20 protein-coding genes are annotated in these 21,808 nt (G+C 72.9%); 11 read left to right on the plus strand and 9 right to left on the minus strand.

Annotated features, from left to right (window positions below):
• Positions 1 to 31 precede the first annotated feature (31 nt).
• Positions 32 to 1,171, minus strand: coding sequence for a substrate-binding domain-containing protein (locus tag ACZOOI_RS01050; protein WP_465278936.1), 1,140 nt, complete (start codon positions 1,169 to 1,171; stop codon positions 32 to 34).
• Between the two features lie 50 nt (positions 1,172 to 1,221).
• On the opposite strand from ACZOOI_RS01050, the gene ACZOOI_RS01055 reads away from it, so the two are divergent.
• A complete protein-coding gene (locus ACZOOI_RS01055) occupies positions 1,222 to 1,662 on the plus strand; it encodes a MarR family winged helix-turn-helix transcriptional regulator (RefSeq protein ID WP_465278937.1) in 441 nt (146 codons plus the stop codon).
• A gap of 135 nt (positions 1,663 to 1,797) precedes the next feature.
• Here ACZOOI_RS01055 and ACZOOI_RS01060 read toward each other — a convergent pair whose 3' ends face one another.
• Positions 1,798 to 4,212 carry an ATP-binding cassette domain-containing protein gene (locus tag ACZOOI_RS01060; protein ID WP_465278938.1) on the minus strand — a complete coding sequence of 805 codons (2,415 nt, stop codon included), beginning with the start codon at positions 4,210 to 4,212 and terminating at the stop codon, positions 1,798 to 1,800.
• A 189-nt stretch (positions 4,213 to 4,401) separates the two neighbouring features.
• Between ACZOOI_RS01060 and ACZOOI_RS01065 the strand changes: the two genes are divergently transcribed.
• Positions 4,402 to 5,847: an acetyl-CoA acetyltransferase gene (locus ACZOOI_RS01065; protein WP_465278939.1), complete on the plus strand. Its 1,446-nt coding sequence runs from the start codon at positions 4,402 to 4,404 to the stop codon at positions 5,845 to 5,847.
• 24 nt (positions 5,848 to 5,871) lie between these two features.
• On the opposite strand, the gene ACZOOI_RS01070 is transcribed toward ACZOOI_RS01065, so the two are convergent.
• Positions 5,872 to 7,077, minus strand: coding sequence for a cation:proton antiporter (locus tag ACZOOI_RS01070; RefSeq protein ID WP_465278940.1), 1,206 nt, complete (start codon positions 7,075 to 7,077; stop codon positions 5,872 to 5,874).
• An 83-nt stretch (positions 7,078 to 7,160) separates the two neighbouring features.
• Positions 7,161 to 7,382 carry a cation:proton antiporter regulatory subunit gene (locus tag ACZOOI_RS01075; RefSeq protein ID WP_020555717.1) on the minus strand — a complete coding sequence of 74 codons (222 nt, stop codon included), beginning with the start codon at positions 7,380 to 7,382 and terminating at the stop codon, positions 7,161 to 7,163.
• A gap of 574 nt (positions 7,383 to 7,956) precedes the next feature.
• Here ACZOOI_RS01075 and ACZOOI_RS01080 point away from each other — a divergent pair.
• Positions 7,957 to 8,286 carry a DUF6247 family protein gene (locus tag ACZOOI_RS01080; RefSeq protein WP_465278941.1) on the plus strand — a complete coding sequence of 110 codons (330 nt, stop codon included), beginning with the start codon at positions 7,957 to 7,959 and terminating at the stop codon, positions 8,284 to 8,286.
• Positions 8,287 to 8,320: 34 nt separating this feature from the next.
• Positions 8,321 to 8,515 carry a hypothetical protein gene (locus tag ACZOOI_RS01085; RefSeq protein WP_465278942.1) on the plus strand — a complete coding sequence of 65 codons (195 nt, stop codon included), beginning with the start codon at positions 8,321 to 8,323 and terminating at the stop codon, positions 8,513 to 8,515.
• 65 nt (positions 8,516 to 8,580) lie between these two features.
• Here the strand turns inward: ACZOOI_RS01085 and ACZOOI_RS01090 are convergent, their stop codons facing one another.
• A complete protein-coding gene (locus ACZOOI_RS01090) occupies positions 8,581 to 9,795 on the minus strand; it encodes an acyl-CoA dehydrogenase family protein (RefSeq protein WP_465278943.1) in 1,215 nt (404 codons plus the stop codon).
• A gap of 165 nt (positions 9,796 to 9,960) precedes the next feature.
• Positions 9,961 to 10,356 (minus strand): VOC family protein, encoded by a 396-nt coding sequence (locus ACZOOI_RS01095; RefSeq protein ID WP_465278944.1) that lies wholly within the window; start codon positions 10,354 to 10,356, stop codon positions 9,961 to 9,963.
• Between the two features lie 424 nt (positions 10,357 to 10,780).
• Here ACZOOI_RS01095 and ACZOOI_RS01100 point away from each other — a divergent pair, with 424 nt between their 5' ends.
• The 7 genes from ACZOOI_RS01100 to ACZOOI_RS01130 all read left to right on the plus strand — a co-directional run bounded on the left by ACZOOI_RS01100 (position 10,781) and on the right by ACZOOI_RS01130 (position 18,698).
• Positions 10,781 to 11,800 (plus strand): ADP-ribosylglycohydrolase family protein, encoded by a 1,020-nt coding sequence (locus ACZOOI_RS01100; RefSeq protein ID WP_465278945.1) that lies wholly within the window; start codon positions 10,781 to 10,783, stop codon positions 11,798 to 11,800.
• Between the two features lie 45 nt (positions 11,801 to 11,845).
• Positions 11,846 to 13,333, plus strand: coding sequence for a bifunctional phosphatase PAP2/diacylglycerol kinase family protein (locus ACZOOI_RS01105; RefSeq protein ID WP_465278946.1), 1,488 nt, complete (start codon positions 11,846 to 11,848; stop codon positions 13,331 to 13,333).
• 994 nt (positions 13,334 to 14,327) lie between these two features.
• A complete protein-coding gene (locus ACZOOI_RS01110; RefSeq protein WP_465278947.1) occupies positions 14,328 to 14,756 on the plus strand; it encodes a hypothetical protein in 429 nt (142 codons plus the stop codon).
• 391 nt (positions 14,757 to 15,147) lie between these two features.
• Positions 15,148 to 15,522 carry a VOC family protein gene (locus ACZOOI_RS01115; protein ID WP_396010231.1) on the plus strand — a complete coding sequence of 125 codons (375 nt, stop codon included), beginning with the start codon at positions 15,148 to 15,150 and terminating at the stop codon, positions 15,520 to 15,522.
• A 185-nt stretch (positions 15,523 to 15,707) separates the two neighbouring features.
• On the plus strand, positions 15,708 to 16,388 hold the full coding sequence (locus tag ACZOOI_RS01120; RefSeq protein ID WP_391585918.1) for a uracil-DNA glycosylase: 681 nt from the start codon (positions 15,708 to 15,710) through the stop codon (positions 16,386 to 16,388).
• 286 nt (positions 16,389 to 16,674) lie between these two features.
• On the plus strand, positions 16,675 to 17,964 hold the full coding sequence (locus ACZOOI_RS01125; RefSeq protein WP_465278948.1) for a MurT ligase domain-containing protein: 1,290 nt from the start codon (positions 16,675 to 16,677) through the stop codon (positions 17,962 to 17,964).
• Entirely contained in the window at positions 17,964 to 18,698 is a 735-nt protein-coding gene (locus tag ACZOOI_RS01130) for a type 1 glutamine amidotransferase (protein ID WP_355535707.1), read from the plus strand. The genes ACZOOI_RS01125 and ACZOOI_RS01130 overlap by 1 nt, the downstream gene beginning before the upstream one ends.
• Positions 18,699 to 18,788: 90 nt before the next feature.
• Here ACZOOI_RS01130 and ACZOOI_RS01135 read toward each other — a convergent pair whose 3' ends face one another.
• The 3 genes from ACZOOI_RS01135 to ACZOOI_RS01145 all read right to left on the minus strand — a co-directional run bounded on the left by ACZOOI_RS01135 (position 18,789) and on the right by ACZOOI_RS01145 (position 21,806).
• Positions 18,789 to 19,874 carry a cation diffusion facilitator family transporter gene (locus tag ACZOOI_RS01135; protein ID WP_465278949.1) on the minus strand — a complete coding sequence of 362 codons (1,086 nt, stop codon included), beginning with the start codon at positions 19,872 to 19,874 and terminating at the stop codon, positions 18,789 to 18,791.
• Complete coding sequence (locus ACZOOI_RS01140; protein WP_391585921.1) at positions 19,871 to 20,257, minus strand: ArsR/SmtB family transcription factor; 387 nt, start codon at positions 20,255 to 20,257, stop codon at positions 19,871 to 19,873. The genes ACZOOI_RS01135 and ACZOOI_RS01140 overlap by 4 nt, the downstream gene beginning before the upstream one ends.
• A 658-nt stretch (positions 20,258 to 20,915) precedes the next feature.
• Entirely contained in the window at positions 20,916 to 21,806 is an 891-nt protein-coding gene (locus tag ACZOOI_RS01145; RefSeq protein WP_465278950.1) for a PaaX family transcriptional regulator, read from the minus strand.
• Positions 21,807 to 21,808: the final 2 nt, after the last annotated feature.

Here is a 21,808-nt window from a genome sequence, read left to right on the forward strand (position 1 = left end):
CCGAGGGGTCTCGGAGAGACCTTAGAACCAGTTATTTCCAAATGGAAGTACTTTCTCGTCGCGGCAACACGGCGAAATCCAGCCCCTCCGCCCGAGCCAGGTACACCTGCCGGCGCGGTGGCCCCAGCGGCGAGCGGGCCCAGGCCCCGCGCGCGGCCTCCGGGTCCCCGTCCAACAGGCGATGCACCTCCGCCGCCAACCCGCTCGGCGCGAGCGCACCCCGCGCGGCCAACGCCGCGACCAGGTGCAGCCCGTCGTACAGGCCCTCGGCGTAGGCATCCAGCACCGGCGCCTGCGGCCCGAACAACGACCGGTGCCGCTCGGCCAGGCCCAGCCGGCGATCGTCGGTCTGCGACGCGAACGACTGCATCACCGCGTACATCGCGCCGGTGTCGTCCCCGCCGTACGCCAACAGCCCGTTCTCCTCCAGCGAGCCGGACAGCCGCACCAGGATGCGATCCAGCCCGGCATGCCGCAACGCCCGGTTGAAGTCGACCAGGTCGCGGCCGATCAGGCTGAGCAGCAGCGCATCGGCCCGGGTGGCCCGCAGCCCGGCGAACAACTCGTCCAGTCCCGCCCGCACCGCACCGAAGCCCACCCGCCGCTCGTACACCACACTGCTGCGCGCGTCCGTGATCAACCGCGTGGCGGCGGCGTGGATGGCCTGCGGCCAGATGTAGTCGTTGCCGATCAGCGCCCACCGGCGCAGCCGATGGTGCTCGGTGAGCCACCCGATCGACTCGCGCAGCTGACGCATCGGGTCGACCCCCGTGCACACCACCCCGGGCAGTCGGCCACCGCCCTCGTGCGGCGGGGTGAAGATGTACGGGGTCCGGCCGCTCACCACCGCCTCGATCGCCCGGTGCACATCGCTGGTGTGGAAGCCGACCAACACGTCCACCGCTCCGGCGTCGCCGAGCAGTTCGACCTGCGCCGCGACCTGGTCGGGCGGCCGGCCGGCGTCCACCAGGACCAGTTCCAGCGGGCGGTCGCGCACCCCGCAGGCCGTGTTGATCTCGTGCGCCGCGAGCAGCGCCGCATCCACCGCGGAGGGCCCGATGATGCCCAGCGCACCGGACTGGGGCACCACGAGCCCCACTCGAAGCACGTGCGGGTTCCGGTCGGAATGCAGTGCGTCGAGCGGCTCGATCAAGACTGTCTCGACGCTCATCAGGCGAGTAAGTATGCTCCCGAGAACGGTCTGGTGAAGGGGTGATGGGCATGTCCGCCGGCGAACTCGCGGAGCGGGCCGTCGGGCAGCCGCTCCTGGTCGAGATGCTCACCCTCGCGCAGCGCCGCCTCACCCGCACGCTGACCCACACGTTGGCCGAGGAGAACTGCACCTTCGACCAGTGGCTCGTGCTGCGCGCCCTGGGCGACGGCGAGGGCCGGTCGATGGGCGATCTGGCCCAGAGCCTGCTGATTCCGCATGCCAGCCTGACCCGGATCGTGGACACGCTGGTGGACAACGGCTGGATCTACCGACGCCAGTCCGGCACGGACCGCCGCCGGATCACGGCCCATCTGTCCCGGCGCGGCCACGATCGCCTCGCCCGGCTGAACGCGCTGGCCGAGGCGCACGAGTCCGCCGTGCGGGCCGCGTGCGCGAGCGAGGATCCGGCCGCCATCCTGGCCTACCTGGCCGGGCCGGACACGGGCTGACCGGACCGGAACGCCGACCCCTCGGGCCGGGGGTCAAACGCGCCGCGCCCCGGCGCCCGCCCGCTCCCGGGCCGCGCCCCGTCCCCCGACCGGACTGCCGACCCCGCCGGTCCGACCCGACCGCGCCCCGGTCCGTCAGGGCGCCGCCAGAAATCGCGCGGTCACCCCCGCGCCCTTCGCCGCCACGTCCGCCGGCACCCCGCTCGCCACGATCCGGCCGCCGTTCGCCCCGCCGCCGGGGCCCATGTCGATCATCCAGTCCGCGCCGGCGATCACATCCAGGTCGTGTTCGACCACCACCACCGTGTTGCCCGCGGCGACCAGTCCGTGCAACTGGCGCATCAACAACTCGACATCCGCCGGGTGCAGCCCGGCCGTCGGCTCGTCCAACAGGTACAGCGTGTGCCCGCGCCGAGCCCGTTGCAGCTCGCTCGCCAACTTGATCCGCTGTGCCTCGCCGCCGGAGAGCTCGGTCGCCGGTTGGCCCAGCCGCAGATAGCCCAGGCCCACCTCGCGCAGCGTGGTCAGGCTGCGCGCGGCGGCGGGCACCTCGGCGAGGAAGTCGGCGGCGGCGTCCACGGTCAGCCCGAGCACGTCCGCCACACTCAGCCCGCGGTAGGCGACCTCCAGCGTCCGCGGGTTGTAGCGCGCACCGTGGCAGGTCGGACACGGCGCATACGTCCCCGGCAGGAACAGCAGCTCGACCGCGACGAAGCCCTCGCCCGAACACGTCTCGCACCGGCCGCCGTCCACGTTGAAGGAGAACCGGCTCGCGGTCCACCCGCGCTCGCGCGCCGCGTCGGTGTCCGCGAACAGTTTGCGGACCGTGTCGAACAGGCCGGTGTAGGTGGCCAGGTTCGAGCGCGGCGTGCGCCCGATCGGCTTCTGGTCCACTCGCACCATGCGGTCGATCACCTCCAGACCCTCGACCGCGCGAATCTCCCCGGACTCCTGCCGCCGCTCCTCGTCCTCCTGCGCCCCGCTGCCCAGGTGCTCCGCCGTCACGTCCGCCAACACCCCGCCGATCAGACTGGACTTGCCCGCCCCGGAGACCCCGGTGACCACCGTGAACACGCCCAGTGGCAGGCGCACGTCCAACTCGCGCAGGTTGTGCAGGCTCACCCCGGTCAGCGTCAGCCACCCGCTCGGCGACCGCGGTTCCCGCGCCGGCGGCGGACCGGTCGGGAACAGGAATCGGCGGGTCGCCGAATCGGCCACCTCACGCAGCCCGTCCGGCGGGCCGCTGTACAGAATCCGGCCGCCGCCCTCCCCCGCGCCGGGACCCACGTCCACCAGCCAGCCCGCCCGGCGCGCCACCGCCATCCGGTGCTCCACCACGAACAGCGAATTGCCCGCCGCGCGCAGCCGGTCGAGCACCACGAGCAGCGCCTCGGTGTCCGCCGAGTGCAGCCCGGCGGACGGCTCTTCCAGCACGTACACCACCCCGAACAGCCCCGACCGCAACTGGGTGGCCAGCCGCAACCGCTGCAGTTCGCCCGACGACAACGTCGGCGTCTCCCGGTCCATGCTCAGATAACCCAGGCCCAACTCGACCAGCACCGCGATCCGCGCCACCAGATCGGCGCAGATCGTCGCGGCCGGCTCGCCGTCGGCCCCAGCCCCGGCCAGTACCTTCGCCGCCTCCGCCAGCGGCAGGGCGACCAGCGCGGCGATGTCGTACCCGGCGAAGGTCACCGCCAGCGACGCGGGCCGCAGCCGCCGACCGTGGCACACCGGGCACGGCCCGCTGCGCAGGAAGCGCTCGACCCGCCTGCGCTGTGTCGCGCTCTTCGAGCTCGCGAACGTCTTCAGCACGATCCGCCGCGCGCTGCTGTACGTGCCCTGGTAGTCGCGCTGGATCCGGCTCGCGTCCCGCACCGGATGCACCGTGACCACCGGCTGGTCGTCGGTGAACAGGATCCACTCACGCTCCGCCCTGGGCAGCTCGCGCCACGGCCGGTCCACGTCGTAGCCGAGCGTGTCCAGGATGTCCCGCAGGTTCTTCCCGTACCAGGCGCCGGGCCACGCGGCGATCGCCCCGTCCCGGATCGATTTGCTCGGATCCGGGACCAGCGACTCCTCGCTCACCTCGTGCACCCGGCCCAGGCCGTGGCAGTTCGGGCAGGCGCCGGCGACGGTGTTCGGCGAGAACGCGTCCGAATCCACCCGCTGTGCGCCGGGCGGGTAGTCGCCGGCCCGGGAGAAGAGCATCCGCAGCGAATTGGACAGCGTCGTCAGGGTGCCCACCGTCGAGCGCGAGGTCGGCGCGGACCGCTGCTGACGCAACGCGATGGCCGGCGGCAACCCGCTGATCTCGTCCACGTGCGGCGCCCCGACCTGCTGGATCAACCGCCGGGCATAGGGCGCGATCGACTCGAAGTAGCGCCGCTGCGCCTCCGCGTACACCGTGCCGAACGCCAGCGAGGACTTTCCCGATCCGGACACCCCCGTGAACACCACGAACGTGTCGCGCGGAATGTCCACGTCCACGTCCCGCAGGTTGTGCTCCCGCGCGCCGCGCACCCGCACATACGGATCGTGCTCGGTCATCACACCGCTCCTCGCACACCGCTCCTCGAACCACCGGCCGAAGGTTGTCCTATGCCCGCCGAAGAGTGATCCACAACCGCGGCCGGCGCCACGACGGCGACGAACGCACTGGTGATCGTCGGGATCCGCGGCTAACGTCGGCGCGCGCCGGGTGGTCCGGGGCGGCTGGGCTGTGGCAAGGGGGCGGCGATGGGGCTGGAGGCGGTCGATCCGCGGACGCCGGTGTTGGTCGGGGCCGGGATGGCGCGGCAGCGCCTGACCGAGGCCGGGGCCGGGGTCGGCGAGTTGGAGCTGATGGCGCAGGCGGTCGAGGAGGCCGCCGCGGGGTCGGGCGCGCTGTTGCGGGCGGTAGGGCACGTGCTCGTACCGCGCGGAACCTGGCGGCACGGCGATCCCGGGCGCTGGCTGGCGGACCGGTTCAAGATCGTGGACGCGCACAGCACGCTGGCCGAACTGGGGGTCCTGCAACAGTCGTTGATCACCCGGGCCTGCGCCGAGATCGCCGCGGGGCGGGCCGAGGTGGTGCTCGTCGTGGGCGGCGAGGCGGCACATCGGCGACTGCGTGCGCGGATCGCCGGGCTCGAACTCGCGGATCCGGTCGCGGAGGGGGTCCCGGACACGGTGTGGGCGCCCGGCGCGGACATCCTGGCCCGGGTCGAGATCGATCGGCATCTGGCCGTGCCCGCGCGGCAGTACGCGGTGATGGAGTCGGCGATCGGCGCCGCGCAGGGCCGGCCGCCGGCGGACGACGCCCGGGAGATCGCCGCGCTGTGGGCGGATTTCTCGACGGTCGCCGCCGACGCCGGGCACTCGATCCGGGGCCGCGCGGTGTCCGCGGACGAGCTGCTGGCACCCGCCGGGCGCAACGCGTGGCTGGCGAGCCCGTACTCGAAGTGGCACTGCTCGCAGATGAACGTCGACCAGGCCGCCGCGCTGCTGCTGTGCTCGGCCGAGGCCGCGCGCCGGTTCGGGGTGGCCCGCGACCGGTGGGTGTTCCCGACGGCGGCGGCCGAGGCGAACACGATGGTGCCGCTGGTGGCCCGACCCGATCCGGACCGCTCCCCGGGGTTCGCCGCGGTCGGCGCGGCACTGGGCGCCGGGCTGTCCGACACGACGCACCTGGACCTGTACAGCTGCTTCCCGGCGGCGGTCCGGATCCAGCGGCACGAGCTGGGCCTGAACGGGCGCCCCGGCCGGGAGCTGACCGCGACGGGCGGGATGGCGTTCGCCGGCGGACCGCTGAACAACTACGCGTTGCAGGCCACGGTCGAGGTGGCCCGACGGGTGCGCGCGGGCGGCGACGGGCTGGTGACGAGCGTGTCCGGGATGGTCACCAAGCAGGCCGGCGCGCTGTGGTCGGATCGCCCGCCCGCCGACGGTTTCCGCGCGATCGAGGTGCGCGCGGAGTTGCCGAGCCGCCCGGTGGACGCGGACTACGCGGGGCCGGCCGAGGTGGTGGGCTGCACGGTGGCGTTCGAGCAGGGCGAACCGGCGATCGCGATCGCGGTCGTGGAGGGCACCGGCGGCGTACGGTCGGTGGCGACCTCGACGCACCCGGACGTACTGGCCTCCATGCGCACCGACACCTGGGTCGGCCGATCGGTACACGTGGTCGGCGACGCCCTCTCGGCATGATCGGCCGGGGTCGCCGGACCCCGGCTACAGCGGCCTCAGGTCGTCGTCGTCCTCCTCGATCGGGGCCGGCATCGGCTTGGGTCCGAACAGCCGGCGCAGCACCGGTTCGGCGTAGCGCGCGGTGAAGGGGCCGGCGACCACCAGGATGAGCACGTAGGCGGCGGCGAACGGCCCCATCCGGGGTTCGACGCCCGATGTGGCGGCCAGACCGGCGATCACGATGGAGAACTCGCCGCGTGCGACGAGTGCGCCGCCGGCCCGGTAGCGGCCGGGTTTGGCGATGCCGGCCCGGGCGGCGGCCCAGTAGCCGGTGGCGATCTTGGTCAGCGCGGTGACCAGGGCCAGCGCCGCGGCGGGCAGCAGCACGCCCGGCAGCGCGCCCGGGTCGGTGGACAGGCCGAAGAACACGAAGAAGACCGCGGCGAACAGGTCACGCAGCGGCGCCAGCAGGGTCTGCGCGTGTTCGGCCACGTCGCCGGAGATCGCGATGCCGACCAGGAAGGCACCGACGGCCGCGGAGACCTGCAGCTTGTCCGCGACGCCGGCGACGAGGAGGGTCAGGCCGAGCACGCCGAGGAGCAGGAACTCCGGCTCCTCGCTGGAGAGTGCCTTGGAGATCCGGCCGCCGTGCCGAAGCGCGAGGAAGAGCACGATGCTGATCGTGCCCAGCGCGATGGCCACGGTGAGCGAGCCGCCGAGCAGCCCGACGCCGGCCAGCAGCGCGGTGAGGATGGGCAGGTAGAGCGCCATCGCGAGGTCTTCGATGACCAGGACGGACAGCACGACCGGGGTCTCCCGGTTGCCCAGGTGGCCCAGGTCGCCGAGCACCTTCGCGATCACCCCGGACGACGAGATCCAGGTGACGCCGGCCAGGGCGAGCGCTGCGGTGGGCCCCCAGCCGAGCAGCAGGCCGGCCAGGAAGCCGGGGACCGCGTTGAGCAGCGCGTCGATCGCCCCGGCGGGCGCGGCGGCGCGCAGGTTGGTGACCAGTTCGCCGGCCGTGTATTCCAGGCCGAGCAGCAGCAGGAGCAGGACCACGCCGATCTCGGCGCCGATCTCGATGAAGTCGTCGCTCTGTGAGAGGTCGAGCACGCCGCCGTGCCCGAAGGCGAGGCCGCCGAGGAGGTAGAAGGGGATGGGTGACATCCCCATTCGGGTGGCGACCCGACCGAGGATGGACAGGCCCAGGATGATGGCGCCGAGTTCGATGAGCAGTGTTGCCGGGTGCATGGTGGGGCTGTACTCGCGGTGTTCGCAGGGGCAGGACGGTCTGCGGCTCGAACGCGGGTGAGGGGGTCCGCGAGCGGGCGGGGTCAGTCCTCGGCGAGCAGTTCGGCGAGCGCCACGGCCTCGGCGCGGGTCAGTCGCACGCCGGGCCCACAGGCGTCCGGGTCGTCGACGTTGTAGAAGGCGATCCGACGCACTCCGTCCCGGCCGGCGACCACGGAGATGGCGCGGCCGGCGACGGTGGAGAGCGTGTACTGCGTACCGATGCCCGGGAGGGGGGTTTCGCTGATCGGGACCTGGCCGCCCATGGGTTTCTCCTGTTCGAACGAGGGCCTTCAGATTAGGTGCAACCCGGGGGTGGTCGACCTTCTTCCTGGCGTATCGATGCGGCTTCCACCCGGATTTGTCCGATTGATCGAGGGCGCCATGGGTGGATTTCGTCGGATGATCAGGCCGCCGGACCACGCGGCGGAAGCACGTTCACGGGTGCTCGCAGGTACCTGCAACGGCAGGATCGGCGTGGCCGGAGGTGGGTCGGCGTCGGTGCGGGTATTTGCAAGGTGACGTCGCCGCCGCGATGTGTCCGGGCACGCCCGGAACCACCCTCGTCCAGGAGGTTGCCGTGACCGACCCATGGCCGGACCCACTGCCCCCGGCCCCGCCGATGCCGACGCCGCACCCGCTGCCGGAACCCGGCCCCGAACCACTGCCCCCCGACCCGGGCTCACCCCCTGTCCCGGACGAGCCGCACCCGACACCGGAGCCGGGCCCACTGCGCTGAGGGGGCCGCGGGCGGGGGCTCACGACGGGCCGTCGGGGGCGTACGTCGAGTGCGCGCACGCCGGCTACCGAACGAGACGGCCGGGCCGGCACGCTGGAGACATGGACGAGCAGACCAAGGACCCCCGTCGACCCCGGCACACGATCGGATTCGGCGGGCCCGAGCACGCCACCCCGGCCGAGCTGCGCGCCGAACTGCCCGACGACCTGCGCATGGAATTCGAGGACGAGTACCAGGCCGCACTTACCGCGGCCAACGCCAATGGCGATCTCCGGCCCCTCGCCGACATGCTGCCCCTGTGGCAGGGCGAACTCGCGCGCCGCCGCTCCCCGGACTGGCCCGAGATGGAAGAGACCATCCGTCGGTTGAACGCCGGCCTCCCCGTCGACACCGTGCCCGCCGACCGCACCCGGTGGGGAGACCCCGGATGAGCTACCGCGTCGACGCCTCGTACAGCACGCAGCAATGGTTGAAGGGCAACCGGGCCACGTCCTGTCCGCCTACGACAGCATGGTGCGGGCGCTCGCCTCGGACCCGTGGCACGTCGGACATCCGACCAGGTCGAACAACATGCGCGAGTACGCGTTCTGCGTCGAGGGCATCGCCACGTTCGTGATCACCGATGCGCACGTGACGGTCACGATCGTGGGCGTCCGATAGGTCCACTCGATCTCCGACCGTGGCCGCAGGTCGGCTGACGGACCCGGCGAGCGGCCGCTCTGTCCTCAGCGAATCGGCACCCCGGACAACGTGCGTGCGATGACCAGGCGCTGGATTTCGCTCGTGCCCTCGAAGATCGTGTAGATCGCGCTGTCCCGGTGCATGCGCTCGACCGGGTACTCACGGGTGTACCCGTTGCCGCCGAGGATCTGCATCGCGGCGGAGGTCACCCACTTGGCGGTCTCGCCGGCGTACAGCTTGGACATCGAGCCCTCGGCCGCGGTGAACGGCTGGTTCGTCGCCGCCATCCACGAGGCGCGCCAGGTGAGCAGCCGAGCCGCGTCGATCCGGGTGCGCATGTCGGCGATGGTGAACGCGACGCCCTGGTTGTCGATGATCGGCCGGCCGAACTGCTCGCGGACCTGCGCGTATTCCAGGGCCACCTCGTAGGCGGCGCGCGCGATGCCCACCGCCTGCGCGGCGACCGCCGGGCGGGACGACTCGAACGTGGCCATCGCCGCGTTCGAGCGCGCGGACGTACCGGACCTGGCCCGCGCGATCCGCTCGTCCAGCTTGTCCTTGCCGCCCAACAGGCAGTCGCCGGGGACGCGGACGTTGTCCAGGACCACCTCGGCGGTGTGCGACGCGCGGATCCCGTGCTTCTTGAACTTCTGCCCCTGGGATAGCCCCGGCGTGTTCGGCGGGATCACGAAACTGGCCTGGCCGCGCGAGCCGAGGGTGGGATCGGTGGTGGCGACCACGACGTGCACGTGCGCGATGCCGCCGTTCGTGGCCCAGGTCTTGACCCCGTTGAGGATCCAGTCGCCGGTGGCCTCGTCGTACGTGGCGCGGGTGCGCATCGAGGAGACGTCGGAGCCGGCGTCCGGCTCGGAGGAGCAGAACGCGGCGACCCGGATGTCGTCGGCGGTGCCGAACAGTTCCGGCGCCCACGTCATGATCTGCTCCTGCGTGCCGTTGGCCACCAGGCCGGCCGCGGCGAGCGCGGTGCCGGTCAGCGCCAGGCCCAACCCGGCGTCGCCCCAGAAGAGTTCCTCCATGATCAGCGGCATGCTCAGACCGGTGGGGTCGAAGGCCTGGGTGGTGAAGAAGTCGAGGGAGTACAGTCCGATCTTGGCGGCTTCCTGGATGATCGGCCAGGGGGTCTCCTCCCGCTCGTCCCATTCGGCGGCGGCCGGGCGCATGGTGTCGGCGGCGAAGGCGTGCACCCAGTCGCGGATGGTGGTCTGGTCCTCGTCGAGGGCGAGATTGAAGGCGGTCATGGGTGGTGGGCCCCCGGACGTCGTCGAAATTGTTACCGGCTGGTAGCTTGAGTGTGTCGTCAGCACTTGAGGGCGTCAAGGGGCCCGGGGATACCGGCCGATCGGGCGGTACACCGGCCCCGCACGGCGAAGCCGGCGGCTCTCCCGACGGCTGCGGACGAACCGTCAGATGCCGGGTCGGTAGCGGATCGGATGCTCGTCCGGAACCTGCACCACGCAGATCCGCACACCGTCCGGATCGGCGATCCACATCTCGTCCAACCCCCACGCCTCACGACGCGGCTCGCGCAACACGGTGGCGCCCCTGCCCAGGAGTTCCTTGTGGGTGGCAACCAAGTCCCGTACCTGGAGCCACAACCGCAGATCCGCGCACCCGGGCCCGGCCTCCGTCGCGGTGCCCGAGACCTCCAGGAAACCACCGCCGAGGAAGAACACCGTCCCCCGATGGATCCCGGTCCCGAACTCGCGGGCAATCGCGAGCCCGAGCACGTCCCGATAGAAGGCCAGCGAACGATCGAGATCGATGGGGCGCAACAGAATGCGGCCGGAGAGTACGTCCATGACCGGAAGCTTCGCCCCGATCCACGGATTTCGAACCCTCCCGAGACGGTACATCCCACCCACGCACGCACCCCCGGCCGTGCCTCGCGGCATCGCGCCCGGACCGTCGCGCCCCCGACCGCCGCCCTCCCGCCTCCGGCCACCACACCTGCCGCCACGCCCGCACTCCCGCCGCCGCATCGCGCCCGACCGCCCCGCCCACCCGACCGCCCCGCCCCGCTCCCGGGCCGCAGCCGAACCGATCCGGCACCTCCGCCTCCCCACCCCCGCCCCCAACCCGCCCCGCCTCACCCGCCTCCGACGACCGCCTCCACACCCCGCCCGGCCCGCCAACGCTCCGCGCGCTCTCGGTGCCGGGTCAAAAAAGATCCGGAAGGTGGTCGTGCGGCCGGCAGGCTGGGGCCTCGACGAAGGGTGGTGCCACATGGTGGGGAACGCGGAGCGGGTGCGCGGGAGCATGTTCGGGCTGGCGTACGGGGACGCGTTGGGCGCGCCGACGGAGTTCCTGTCCTACGCGCAGATCGTGCGCCGGTACGAACTGCCCGGTCCGATGGACCTCGAGGGCACGCCGGCCCTGGTCACCGACGACACCCAGATGGGTCTGGCGGTGGCCCACGCACTGATCGACGCGCGCGCGGACGCGCGGGTGTTGACCGCGGAGCGGTTCGCGCCGCTGGTGATCGAGCGGTTCCTGACCTGGTGGGAGTCCCCGGACAACACCCGCGCGCCGGGGCACACGTGCATGTCCGCGTGCGCGGAGCTGGCCGCCGGACGAACCTGGCTCGACGCGACCCGCCGCGGCTCCAAGGGCTGCGGCGCGAACATGCGGGTCACCCCGCTGGGCCTGGTCGACGGCCTCGACGAGGCCGCCCGGTGCGGCGCCGCGCAACTCCAGGCCGCGGTCACCCACGGTCATCCGACCGCGCTGGCCGCGTCGGATCTGACCGCGACCGCCGTGCACGGGCTGCGCTCGGGTGTGCCGGTCGCCGAACTGCCCGCGTACCTGCGTGCGCACGCCGAGACGCAGCGCAAGGTCTACCGCGCCGACTGGCTCGGCGAGGACCTGTGGCGCGGCCCGTTCGCGGACACGCCGGAGGGCTTCATCGCACGTGGCTGGGACGAATGCCTGGGCGTCCTGGACCGGTTGGACCGCGCCCTGCTGGAGCGGGACCGACGCTCGGATCCGTGCCGGGTCACCGGCGCCGGCTGGCTCGCGGAGGAGGCGTTGGCCACGGCCGTGCTGTGCGTCGCGCTGTATCCGGACGACCCGAGGTCGGCGCTCGCCCGCGCGGCGGCCACGTCCGGCGACTCGGACTCGATCGCCGCGTTGGCGGGCGCGATGATCGGCGCCGTACACGGCATGGCCGGCTGGCCCGCCGAATGGCTCGACCGCATCGAGTATCGGGCCGAACTGTCCGAGGTGTCCGAGGCTCTCCGGATGTGACGCAGGTCGTGGTGTGCGAGACCGGTTGCGGGTAGTGATGGCGCCATGGGAAAGATCCATGCCGCCGACCGGGCGGCCTTCGCGTGGGTGGCAACGCATCATGTGCCGTGGGCGAACAAGGCGCTGCCCGCTTTGTCCCGCGCGGCCAACCATTCGCGGCTGTGGGCGGTGACCGGTGCGGGAATGGCGCTTTCCGGTGGACGCAGCGGGCGTCGGGCGGCCTTGCGCGGACTGGGCTCGGTGGCGCTCGCGTCGACCGTGACCAATGTGGTCCTCAAGAGTTGGGTACGCCGGCCCCGGCCGGTGATCGACGCGGTGCCGCTGTCCCGCCGGCTCAGCCGGCAGCCGTGGACGACCTCGTTCCCGTCCGGGCACGCGGCGTCCGCGGCGGCCTTCGCCACGGGCGTCGCGCTCGAGTCGCGGCCGTTGGGTGTCGCGGCCGGCGCACTGGCCGGATCGGTGGCCTTCTCCCGGGTGTACACGGGCGTGCACTATCCGGGTGACGTGCTGGCGGGCGCGGCGCTGGGCGCGGGCCTCGCGGCGGTGACGCTGCGCTGGTGGCCGACCCGGCCGGTGGAGGCGGCGTCCGCACCGCCCCCGCGCGGGAGGGTGCCGTCGCTGGTCGAGGGAGACGGCTTGGTGGTCGTGGTCAACTCCTCGGCCGGCCCCGAGGGCGACACCGCCCAGCGCCTGCGCGAGTTGTTGCCCGGCGCCAAGGTGGTCGAGCGCGGCCAGAACGGCGACCTGGTCGCGTTGTTGTGCGAGGCGGCCCGGGAGGCGCAGGTGCTGGGCGTCGCCGGCGGCGACGGCAGCGTGAACTGCGCGGCGCGGATCGCACTGGACCGGGGCATGCCACTCGCGGTCTTCCCGGCCGGCACGCTCAACCACTTCGCCGGCGACCTGGGCCTGACCCGGTTGGACGACACCGCCCTGGCGCTCGCCGCGGGCGAGGCGGTGCTGGTGGACGTCGCCGAGTTGCAGCGCGACCACTCGCACCCGTTCTCCGACGACGGTCGGGAATTGGGTCCTGAGCTCTTCCTGAACACCTTCTCGCTCGGCGTCTACCCCGATCTGGTGCGCTTCCGCGAGGAGTTGGAGGGCAAGATCGGCAAGTGGCCGGCCATGCTGGTGGGCCTGGTCCGGGTGCTCCGGGACGCGGGTCCGGTCAAGATGCGCGTCAACGGCCGCCCGCGCTCGTTGTGGCTGCTGTTCCTCGGCAACGGCGAATACGCCCCGGAGGGCTTCGCGCCCACCTACCGACCCGACCTCACCGACGGCCTCCTCGACGTGCGCATCGTCGACGCCTCCCGCCCCCTGGCCCGCACCCGCCTGGTGGCCGCCGTCCTGTCCGGCACGCTCGGCCGCTCGCGCGTCTACGAGGCGTCCACGGCCCGCACGGTCCGCCTGTCCGAAATACAGGAGGGCGCCGAACTCGCCGTCGACGGCGAAGTCCGCCCCGGCGCCTCCCAACTACGCGTCGCCAAGGGCCGCCGCCTCACGGTCTACCGTCCCGAAGGCGCCCTACGCGACTGACCCCGACCCGAACCGAACCCGACTGCGGTCACGGCGCCGGGCCCGGGCCACGGGAACAATCCCGCGCCCGGGCCCGGGCGCGAACGCGGGGACGGGCCCAGGCGCGGGCACGGGGGCGCGGCGGGCCCGGAAGCGCGGCGGGCCGGGACCGGGTCCATGTGCGGAGCGGTAGCGGTCGCGCAAGCAAGCCCATGCATGGGCACAAGCGCGGGACCGGCACAGAAGCGGGTCCGGGCACGGCGCGGGTGCAGGCGTGAGGGCAGGGCCGGGTGCATGTACCGGACGAGAATTCCGGCACGGACCCCGGCCCCGGCCGACCCCTCGTGGGAAGCAGGTCCCCCCGCGTATCAAACAACCAAGTCCGCACGACGGCACGCGCCAGGCACCTTCGCCCCACCGGACGCACCCCGCCGCCCATGCCCCTGCGCGTCCCATTCGCCCGTTCCGCACCGCGCCCGACCCGCCTCACTCAGCCCCACTCCGCCCTGCCGGCGGTCGTCGCCCCGGCGGGCAGCCGCGGCACGCTCACGGTCGGGCTCGGCGCGATCGCGGTCGCGGTCGCTCTGTCCGTGCTCGGTCCGACCACCGACGGCACCACCCCGTGCGCCGCGCTCCGCCTCCTCGCACCCATTTCGCATCAGGCCGCGTCCGACTCGCCGCCCCACACGCCACGACAGCGAACCGCCCGCCTAGCCACCACCGGACCGAACCACCCCACCCGCCCCGCCGCGTCCGACTCACACCACTCACGCGCCACGACAACAGGCCGCCCACCGCGTCCCGTTCGCGCCACCGCGCTGCCGCACCGGGTCACCCCGCCGCGCCGTGCCCGGCTCTTTCCGGCGGCGTCGAGTCGGTTGGACACGGGGGGTGGAAACCGTTGGCGGGTCGTGTGCGTGGTGGGGGTGCGGGGGCCGCGATCCGGGGCACCGCTACGGTGTGGGCCGCCGGTCGATGGGCCGGGGGTGCGAACTGGTGTCGATAAGGGGCAGTGGTGGCGGTTTCGGGGGCGATATCCGGGTCGGCCGGACGGGTGGCGGCGGTATTGGCGGCAGGACGGGTCGCCGCCGGGGTGGTGTCCATGGTGGCTCCGCGCGGCGGGGTGTGGTTGCGGCCCACCGCGGCCCGGGAGGCGTCGTTGCTCGGCCGCGGTCTCGGCGTGCGGGATGTGTTGCTGGGCACGGGCGTACTGCGCGCCCTGGCCGGCGGGCGGGGCAGCGCCGAGTGGGGCTGGCTCGTGGTGGCGTCGGATCTGGTCGACGGGGCCGGCGGCGCGATCGAGTGGCGCCGCCTCACCCCCGCGGAACGCACGTGGGTGGGGGCGGTCTTCGCGTTGGCCGCGTGCGAGGCGGCGGTGGCCCTGGCCCTGGCCGGCACGGACGCCGAGGACGCCTGGGACACGGTGACGGGCCTGCTCGACTAGGCCACGAGAGCCGACGGCGAACCGCCATGGGCATCCGTACGGCCGGCCGTACGGATGCCCATGGCGTCACGGCGTGGTCGACCGGCACCCACCGGCCGCCGCGCCCGAGCGCCGTCCGCACCGGCGCCGAACGGGTCGAGCGATCCCGTGACCACACGGCCGAGCCCGGACCTGACCCACGCCGTCACGATCCGCCGACCCGACCGGCATCGACCCGCACCGACCGCGCCACGACTCGCCCCCGGGAACCCGGCCGGGAACTCGTGCGTCTCCCCTGGCGTCGTCTTCGACCGGCGGACCGGCCACCGGCCTCGCGTTCCGGACGAAATCGTCGTCTCCCGTGGCGAAGGCGAGTGTCCGTACCGACCGACGCCCCCGGGAGTGCCGCAGGATGGCCGTCTCGCTGAACCACACCATCGTCCCCGCCACGGACCACCGGGCGGCGGCCCACTTCTTCGCCACGGTGATGGGCCTGGAGGAACTGCCTCCGGACGGTGCCCACGGCCATTTCGCGCCCGTCCGGGTCAACGAGCAGCTCACTCTCGACTTCATGACGGTGGCCGCGGCGGAGGGACACCACCTGGCCTTCGACGTCGACCCGGCCACCTTCGACGCGATCCTGGCCCGGCTCCGGGCGGCCGACATCCCGTACGGCAGTTCCCCCGCCGAACCGACCAACGGCCGCATCGACCACCCCTTGTGTCCACGCGGTCTGTTCTTCACCGACGACACGGGAAACCTGTACGAGGTCATGTCCCCGGCCTGACCGCGGGCGCGACGGCCGCCCTCCCCGTTTCCCGTGCCGACCGAAAACGCCCATGCCATCGGCCAGCGGCACTCGGCACCCTCCAGCCCCGAAACCGGCCAAGTCCCCCCACCCGCACGCCCGTACCGTGGCCGGCGCCGCCGGCGTGCCGGGACTGTCACCCGTTTGCCCTATGCTCAACTCCCATGGTGGCGCGGCCGTTGGGCGAAATTGTCGAGGCAGGATGGGCGAAGGCCCTGGAACCGGTGGCGGGCCGAGTGGCCGCCATGGGCGACTTCCTGCGAGGAGAGATCGCCGCGGGACGGCGTTACGTCCCGGCCGGCGCGAACGTGTTGCGGGCGTTCACCCAACCCTTCGCGGACGTACGCGTGTTGATCGTGGGTCAGGATCCCTATCCCAACCCCGGACACGCGGTGGGGCTGAGCTTCTCGGTCGCCCCGGAGGTGCGTCCGCTGCCGGGCTCGCTGATCAACATCTTCACCGAGATGAACCGCGACCTGGGCCTGCCGATGCCCACCAACGGCGATCTGACCCCGTGGGCCGCCCAGGGCGTACTGCTGCTCAACCGTGCCCTGACCACCGCCCCCGGTCGCCCCGCCGCACACCGCGGCAAGGGCTGGGAAGAGGTCACCGAGCAGGCCATCAAGGCGCTCGCGGCCCGCGGCACCCCGCTCGTGTCGATCCTGTGGGGCCGCGACGCCCGCAACGCCCGGCCCCTGCTCGGCCCCGGCGCGGCCGTGGTCGAGTCGGCCCACCCCTCCCCCATGTCGGCCGCCGGCGGCTTCTTCGGCTCCCGCCCCTTCTCCCGCACCAACGACCTCCTGGTCGCCCAGGGCGCCCAACCGGTCGACTGGCGCCTCCCGTAGCCCCGAAGCGCCACTTCCGGTAACCCCGAACCACCGCCTCCCGTAACCCCAAAGCACCAATCGACCCGCCCCGGCCCACCGGGCCGGAGCGGGTCCACCGACCTGCCGCAAGATCCCAAACCCCGCAGCCGGCGCGCCGGCCGGAGCGGACAGGCACGCCCTGCCGACCCGGCCGGGGCGCAACCACGACAACCACCCCGCGCGTCCACGCCTATAGGGTGGCGGCCGGTACAACCGGTCATGGGCCACCGCCGGTCGGGGCCGTCGCTTGGAGGAACCTTCTTCGATGTCAGGCAATAGCGTTCCCGGCCAGGGGGGTGCGCCGCAGCGCTCCTCCGAGGCGTTGCCGCCGCGTTCCAAATTGGCGATCACCGCGAGTCGGGTGACCGCGGCCATCTCGCGACGCGCCGGCAAGGGCAGCGGTTCGGTCATCGGCGGCAAGCTCGCGCTGCGGCTCGCCCCGGACCTGCTCGCGCAGTTGTCGGTGGGGCTGCAGGTGGTGCTGATCTCCGGGACCAACGGCAAGACCACCACCACACGTCTGGTCGCCGAGGCGATGCGCGCCGCGGGTCCCGTGGTGTCCAACGCGCTGGGCGCGAACATGCCGGCGGGAATCACCTCCGCCCTCGCGGGTGCGGGCAACGAGGCCCGGTACGGCGTGATCGAGGTGGACGAGAAGTACCTCGCGGGCGTCGCCCGGGACTCCGACCCGGTCGCCATCGCGCTGCTCAACCTCTCCCGGGACCAGCTCGACCGTGCCGCGGAGACCCGGATGCTCGCCGAGAAGTGGCGCGAGGGTCTGCGCGGGCGCGACGCGATCGTGGTCGCCAACGCGGACGACCCGCTGATCGTGTGGGCCGCGTCCTCCAGCAAGGACGTGTTGTGGGTCGCCGCCGGGCAGACCTGGCAGGAGGACTCCTGGTCCTGCCCGCAGTGCGGTGGCGTGATGCAGCGTCCGGGCGACGACTGGTTCTGTTCGCAGTGCGACTTCCGTCGCCCCTCGCCCACCTGGTCGCTCGCCGGCGACCGCATGGTCGATCCGGACGGGCGGGTGTGGCCGCTGCACCTTCAGCTGCCGGGCCGGGCCAACCGCGCCAACGCGGTCACCGCCGCGGCCGTCGCGTCCTTGTTCGGCGTGCCCGTGGAGGCGGCGCTGGAGCGGATGAAGCACGTCACCGCCGTCGCCGGCCGCTATGACGTGGTCGACTACATGGGCCGCAAGCTGCGGCTGCTCCTGGCGAAGAACCCGGCCGGCTGGGTCGAGACGTTCTCGCTGATCGACCCGCCGCCCACCCCGGTGATCCTGTCCGTCAACGCGCTCGACGCGGACGGCAAGGACACCTCGTGGATCTGGGACGTGGACTTCACCCAGCTCGCCGGCCGCCCGCTGTTCGTGCTGGGCCAGCGCCGACTCGACCTGGCCGTCCGGTTGGAGGTCGCGGGCCTGCAGTTCCAGGTCTGCGAGACGCTCGGCCAGGCGGTCGCGGCGGCACCGCCCGGCCAGATCGAGGTCATCGCCAACTACACGGCGTTCCAACAGCTGCGCAAGACGATCAAGGAAGCGGCACAGGCATGATCGGTGAGAGCAGGCTGCGCCTGGTCTGGATCTACCCGGACCTGCTCAGCACATACGGCGACCAGGGCAACGCACTGATCGTGGAGCGTCGCGCGCTGATGCGCGGCATCGAGGTCGAGCGCGTGGACGTACGCTCCGACCAGCCCGTCCCCACCTCCGGGGACATCTACCTGATCGGCGGCGGTGAGGACCGGCCGCAGCGGCTGGCCGCCGAGCGCCTGCGCCGCGACCCGGGGCTGGCCACCGCGGTCGGTGCCGGCGCCGCGCTGCTCGCGGTGTGCGCGGGCTATCAGATCATCGGCAACGAGTTCATCGACGACCTCGACCAGCCCGAGGCGGGCCTGGGTCTGCTGGACGTCCGCTCCGGCCGGGGCGCGCCCGGGAAGCGCTGCGTCGGCGAGGTGCTGGCCGAGGTCGACCCCGCGCTCGGCCTGCCCGTGCTCTCCGGGTTCGAGAACCACCAGGGCGTCACCCACGTGGGCCCCGGCGCCAAGCCGCTGGCGCGGGTCACCCACGGCAACGGCAACGGGACCGGCGACGGCACCGAGGGCGCCTACGCGGGTCGGGTGATCGGCACGTACATGCACGGTCCGGTGATGTCGCGCAACCCGGCGCTCGCCGACCTGCTGCTCACCTGGGCCACCGGCGTGCCGCTGACCCCGCTGGGCGACCACTGGCACGAGCAGCTGCGCTCCGAGCGCCTGCGCACGGTCCGGGCTGCCGCCTCGAACTGAGGAGAACCCGAGCCGAGAACATCGCCCGAGCCGAGGAGCCCGCATACCGCCGCCGAGCGGTATGCGGGCTCCTCGGCCGTTCACCACCCGTCAGGGCGTGTGTACCGTCCCGTGCGGGTCCTCGCAGTGCCCGCGGGTCGCGCCGATCGCCAGCACCGCCGGGTCGGCGTGGTCGACCTGAAGCGTCGTGTGGGTGATCGCGTACCGTTCGCGCAGCCGCTCCTGGAGCCGGTCGCGCACCCGGTGGCAATCGTCCCCGGGCTCGACCAGAACGTGGGCGGACAGCGCCGGGAAGCCGGACGTGATGGTCCAGATGTGCAGGTCGTGGACCTCGGTGACACCCTCGACCGAGGCCAGGTCCGCCCCGACCGTGTCCGGCTCGATGCCGGCGGGGGCCGCCTCCAGGAAGATCCGCCACGACTCGCGGACCAGCGCGATACCGGACTTGAGCATCAGCGCCGCCACGATCAGCGAGGCGATCGCGTCCGCCCGGGCGAAACCGGTGGTCAGCACCACGACACCGGAGATCAGGGTGGCGATGAACGCCCACAGGTCGTTGAGGATGTGCTGGTAGGCGCCCTCGACATTGAGACTGGAGCGGTTGGCACGCGAGATCAGCCAGGCCGCGAGCACGTTGATCACGATGCCGACCGCGGCGGTGACGATCACCAGCGAGCCCTCGACGTCGGGCGGCGAGATCAGCCGCCGGACCGCCTCGTAGGTGAACCACACCGCCAGGACCAGGAATGTGATGCCGTTGATCTGCGCGGACAGGATCTCCGCGCGCTTGAATCCGTACGTCCAGCGCCCACGCGCGGGTCGGGCCGCGAGCCGCATCGCCACCAGCGCGAGGCCGATCGCGAACGCGTCGGTGACCATGTGGCCGGCGTCGGTGATCAGCGCGAGCGAGCTCGCCAGGATGCCGACCGTGACCTCGACCACGATGAACGCGCCGATCAGCACGAGCGCGGCGGTCAGGTAGCGCCGATCCGCGTCCGCGGCGACACCGTGCGAGTGACCTGCGTGCCCGGCTCCCCCGTGGTCGTGCCCGTCGTGACTGCCGTGCCCGTCGTGACTGCCGTGCCCGTCGTGACTGCCGTGGGCCCCGTGCGGCTCTCGGGTCGGCGCCGGGGACCCGGGCGCGTCCGGGCCGTGGTCGTGGTCGCGGGTGGTCATGAAGTCCCTCCGGGAAGGTCGTTCGCGCAGCCGGTGTGATCGGTGGCGGGGGCGTGGCCGATGTGCGCGAGCGCCACGTCCAGGAGCAGACGTACATGCGCGTCCGCGAGGCGGTAGTAGGCCAATCGGCCCGCCCGGCGCACCGTCACCACCTGGTGTGCGCGCAGCAGCCGCAACTGGTGCGAGACCGCCGACTCGCCCTGCCCGCACGCGGCGGCCAGGTCGCGGACGCACAGTTCGCCCTCCAGGAGCGCAACCAGCAGGGTGAGCCGACCGGGGTCGCCCAGGAGCGCGAACACGTCCGCGGTCTCGGCCAGGTGCGGACCGTCGGGCAACCGTGATCGCACCGAGTCCACCAGGTCCGCGTTCACCGGCTGCGCCACCGGGCCACCTCCACTTTCGCGTCCACGTCCCCACCCACCGTCGTCTCGACTCGGACATCGTAACGTCTGAACAGCTCTTCATACGAGCATGAGAAGAAGATAGGGGCAGGGGGTATCACCACGCAACCACGCCACGCCCACCCCGACCCCGATCGCCCGGACGGCCGCCGAACCACGCGGGGCGGGTCGGGGCGACGGCGGCAGAGGGGCAGCGGCGCGGGAAGGGGCATGGGGTGGCTGCGCGAGAGACAGCAGGGGGTGATGCGAGAGGGCGGCGGCGCGCGGGGGCGTGGGGCGCGGCGGGCGCGGGAGGCAGTGGGTGAGGAGCGGTGTGCGGGCGACGGGGCGAGCGGGCGGCAGCGGGACGGGCGGCGGGCGACGCGCGGTGGACCGCGGACCCCGGGGAGCGGGAAGCAACAGGCAGCGCGGGACGGGCACAACACGCGGCGAACCCCGGATGGCGGGCGGGCGGCGCAAACCGGCCGGCGGGACAGCAGGCGGCGAGCCGCGGGCAGTAGGCAGCGCAAACCGGCGGGCGGCAGACGCGCGCGACGGGTGGCAGGAAACGCGAGGCACGCCGTCACACGCAACGTCCTCGGCCCGCCCGCCCGCCGACTCGCCGGCCCGCGCCCACCCGCGGGGTGGTCCTGCGGTTCGGTCAGGCCGTCCTCGGGTCTCGGTCCAACTGTGCCCACCATCGCTGCGCCGGTTCGTGGATCTCGCGCCACGTGGCCACGAACAGGTCGCTCGCCGCCGCCCCCGGCCAATCCGCCGGCAGCAGTGCCGCAGGCAGCCGGGGGTCGCATTCGAAGGTCAGCCGCCACGCGTGCACCAGCCGGGTACGCAGCTCGAACGCCTCCGCGTCGGTGTTCGCCCGGGCCCCGGTGAACCGATCGACGAAGGACTCCAGGACCACCCGGATCGCGGCCGGGTCCCAGGCCTGTTCGACCAGGGCCCGTTCCCGCTCCGGGTCGCTCACGCTCGACGTCATCCAGGTCGCGTATCCGGTCAGGCCACGCTCGGCGATCAGCGCCCGCAGCACGCCCACCCCGCCCGGATCCGCCGCGATCCACACGCCCCGACCCAGATCGCCGAAGCCCTCGAAGGCGAGCTGCTCCTCGACCACCGCACGCGCCTCGCGCAACGCCGCCGGCGGGCGGAACAGCAGTTGTTGCCACTGCCCCGACCAGGGCGTCTCCCGGGTCGCCCGGGAGAGCCGCTCGGTCCACCCGGCCAGCAACCGATACAGCGACGGCGCGAGGGTCAGCCGGGTGTACCGCCCCTCGGCGCGAGCCACCAACCACCCCTCCGCGATCAGCCTGGTGATCGCCCGCCGGGTCGCCGCCTCCGGGACCCCCAGCGCGTCGAGTGCCGCCACGGCCGTCGGCGACCACACCCCGTCGTGTCCGGGCCAGCGCACGTACTCGCCCAGCACGGTCAACAACAGCGTGCGGGCGCTCGGGCCACCGGCGGCGGTACGCCGAGTGCGCGGTCCGGTGCGGCCGGCGGGCGTACCCCTTGTTTCCTCGTCATCCTCCATGTAGGACATAA

Source organism: Embleya sp. L77 (genome assembly GCF_055557415.1).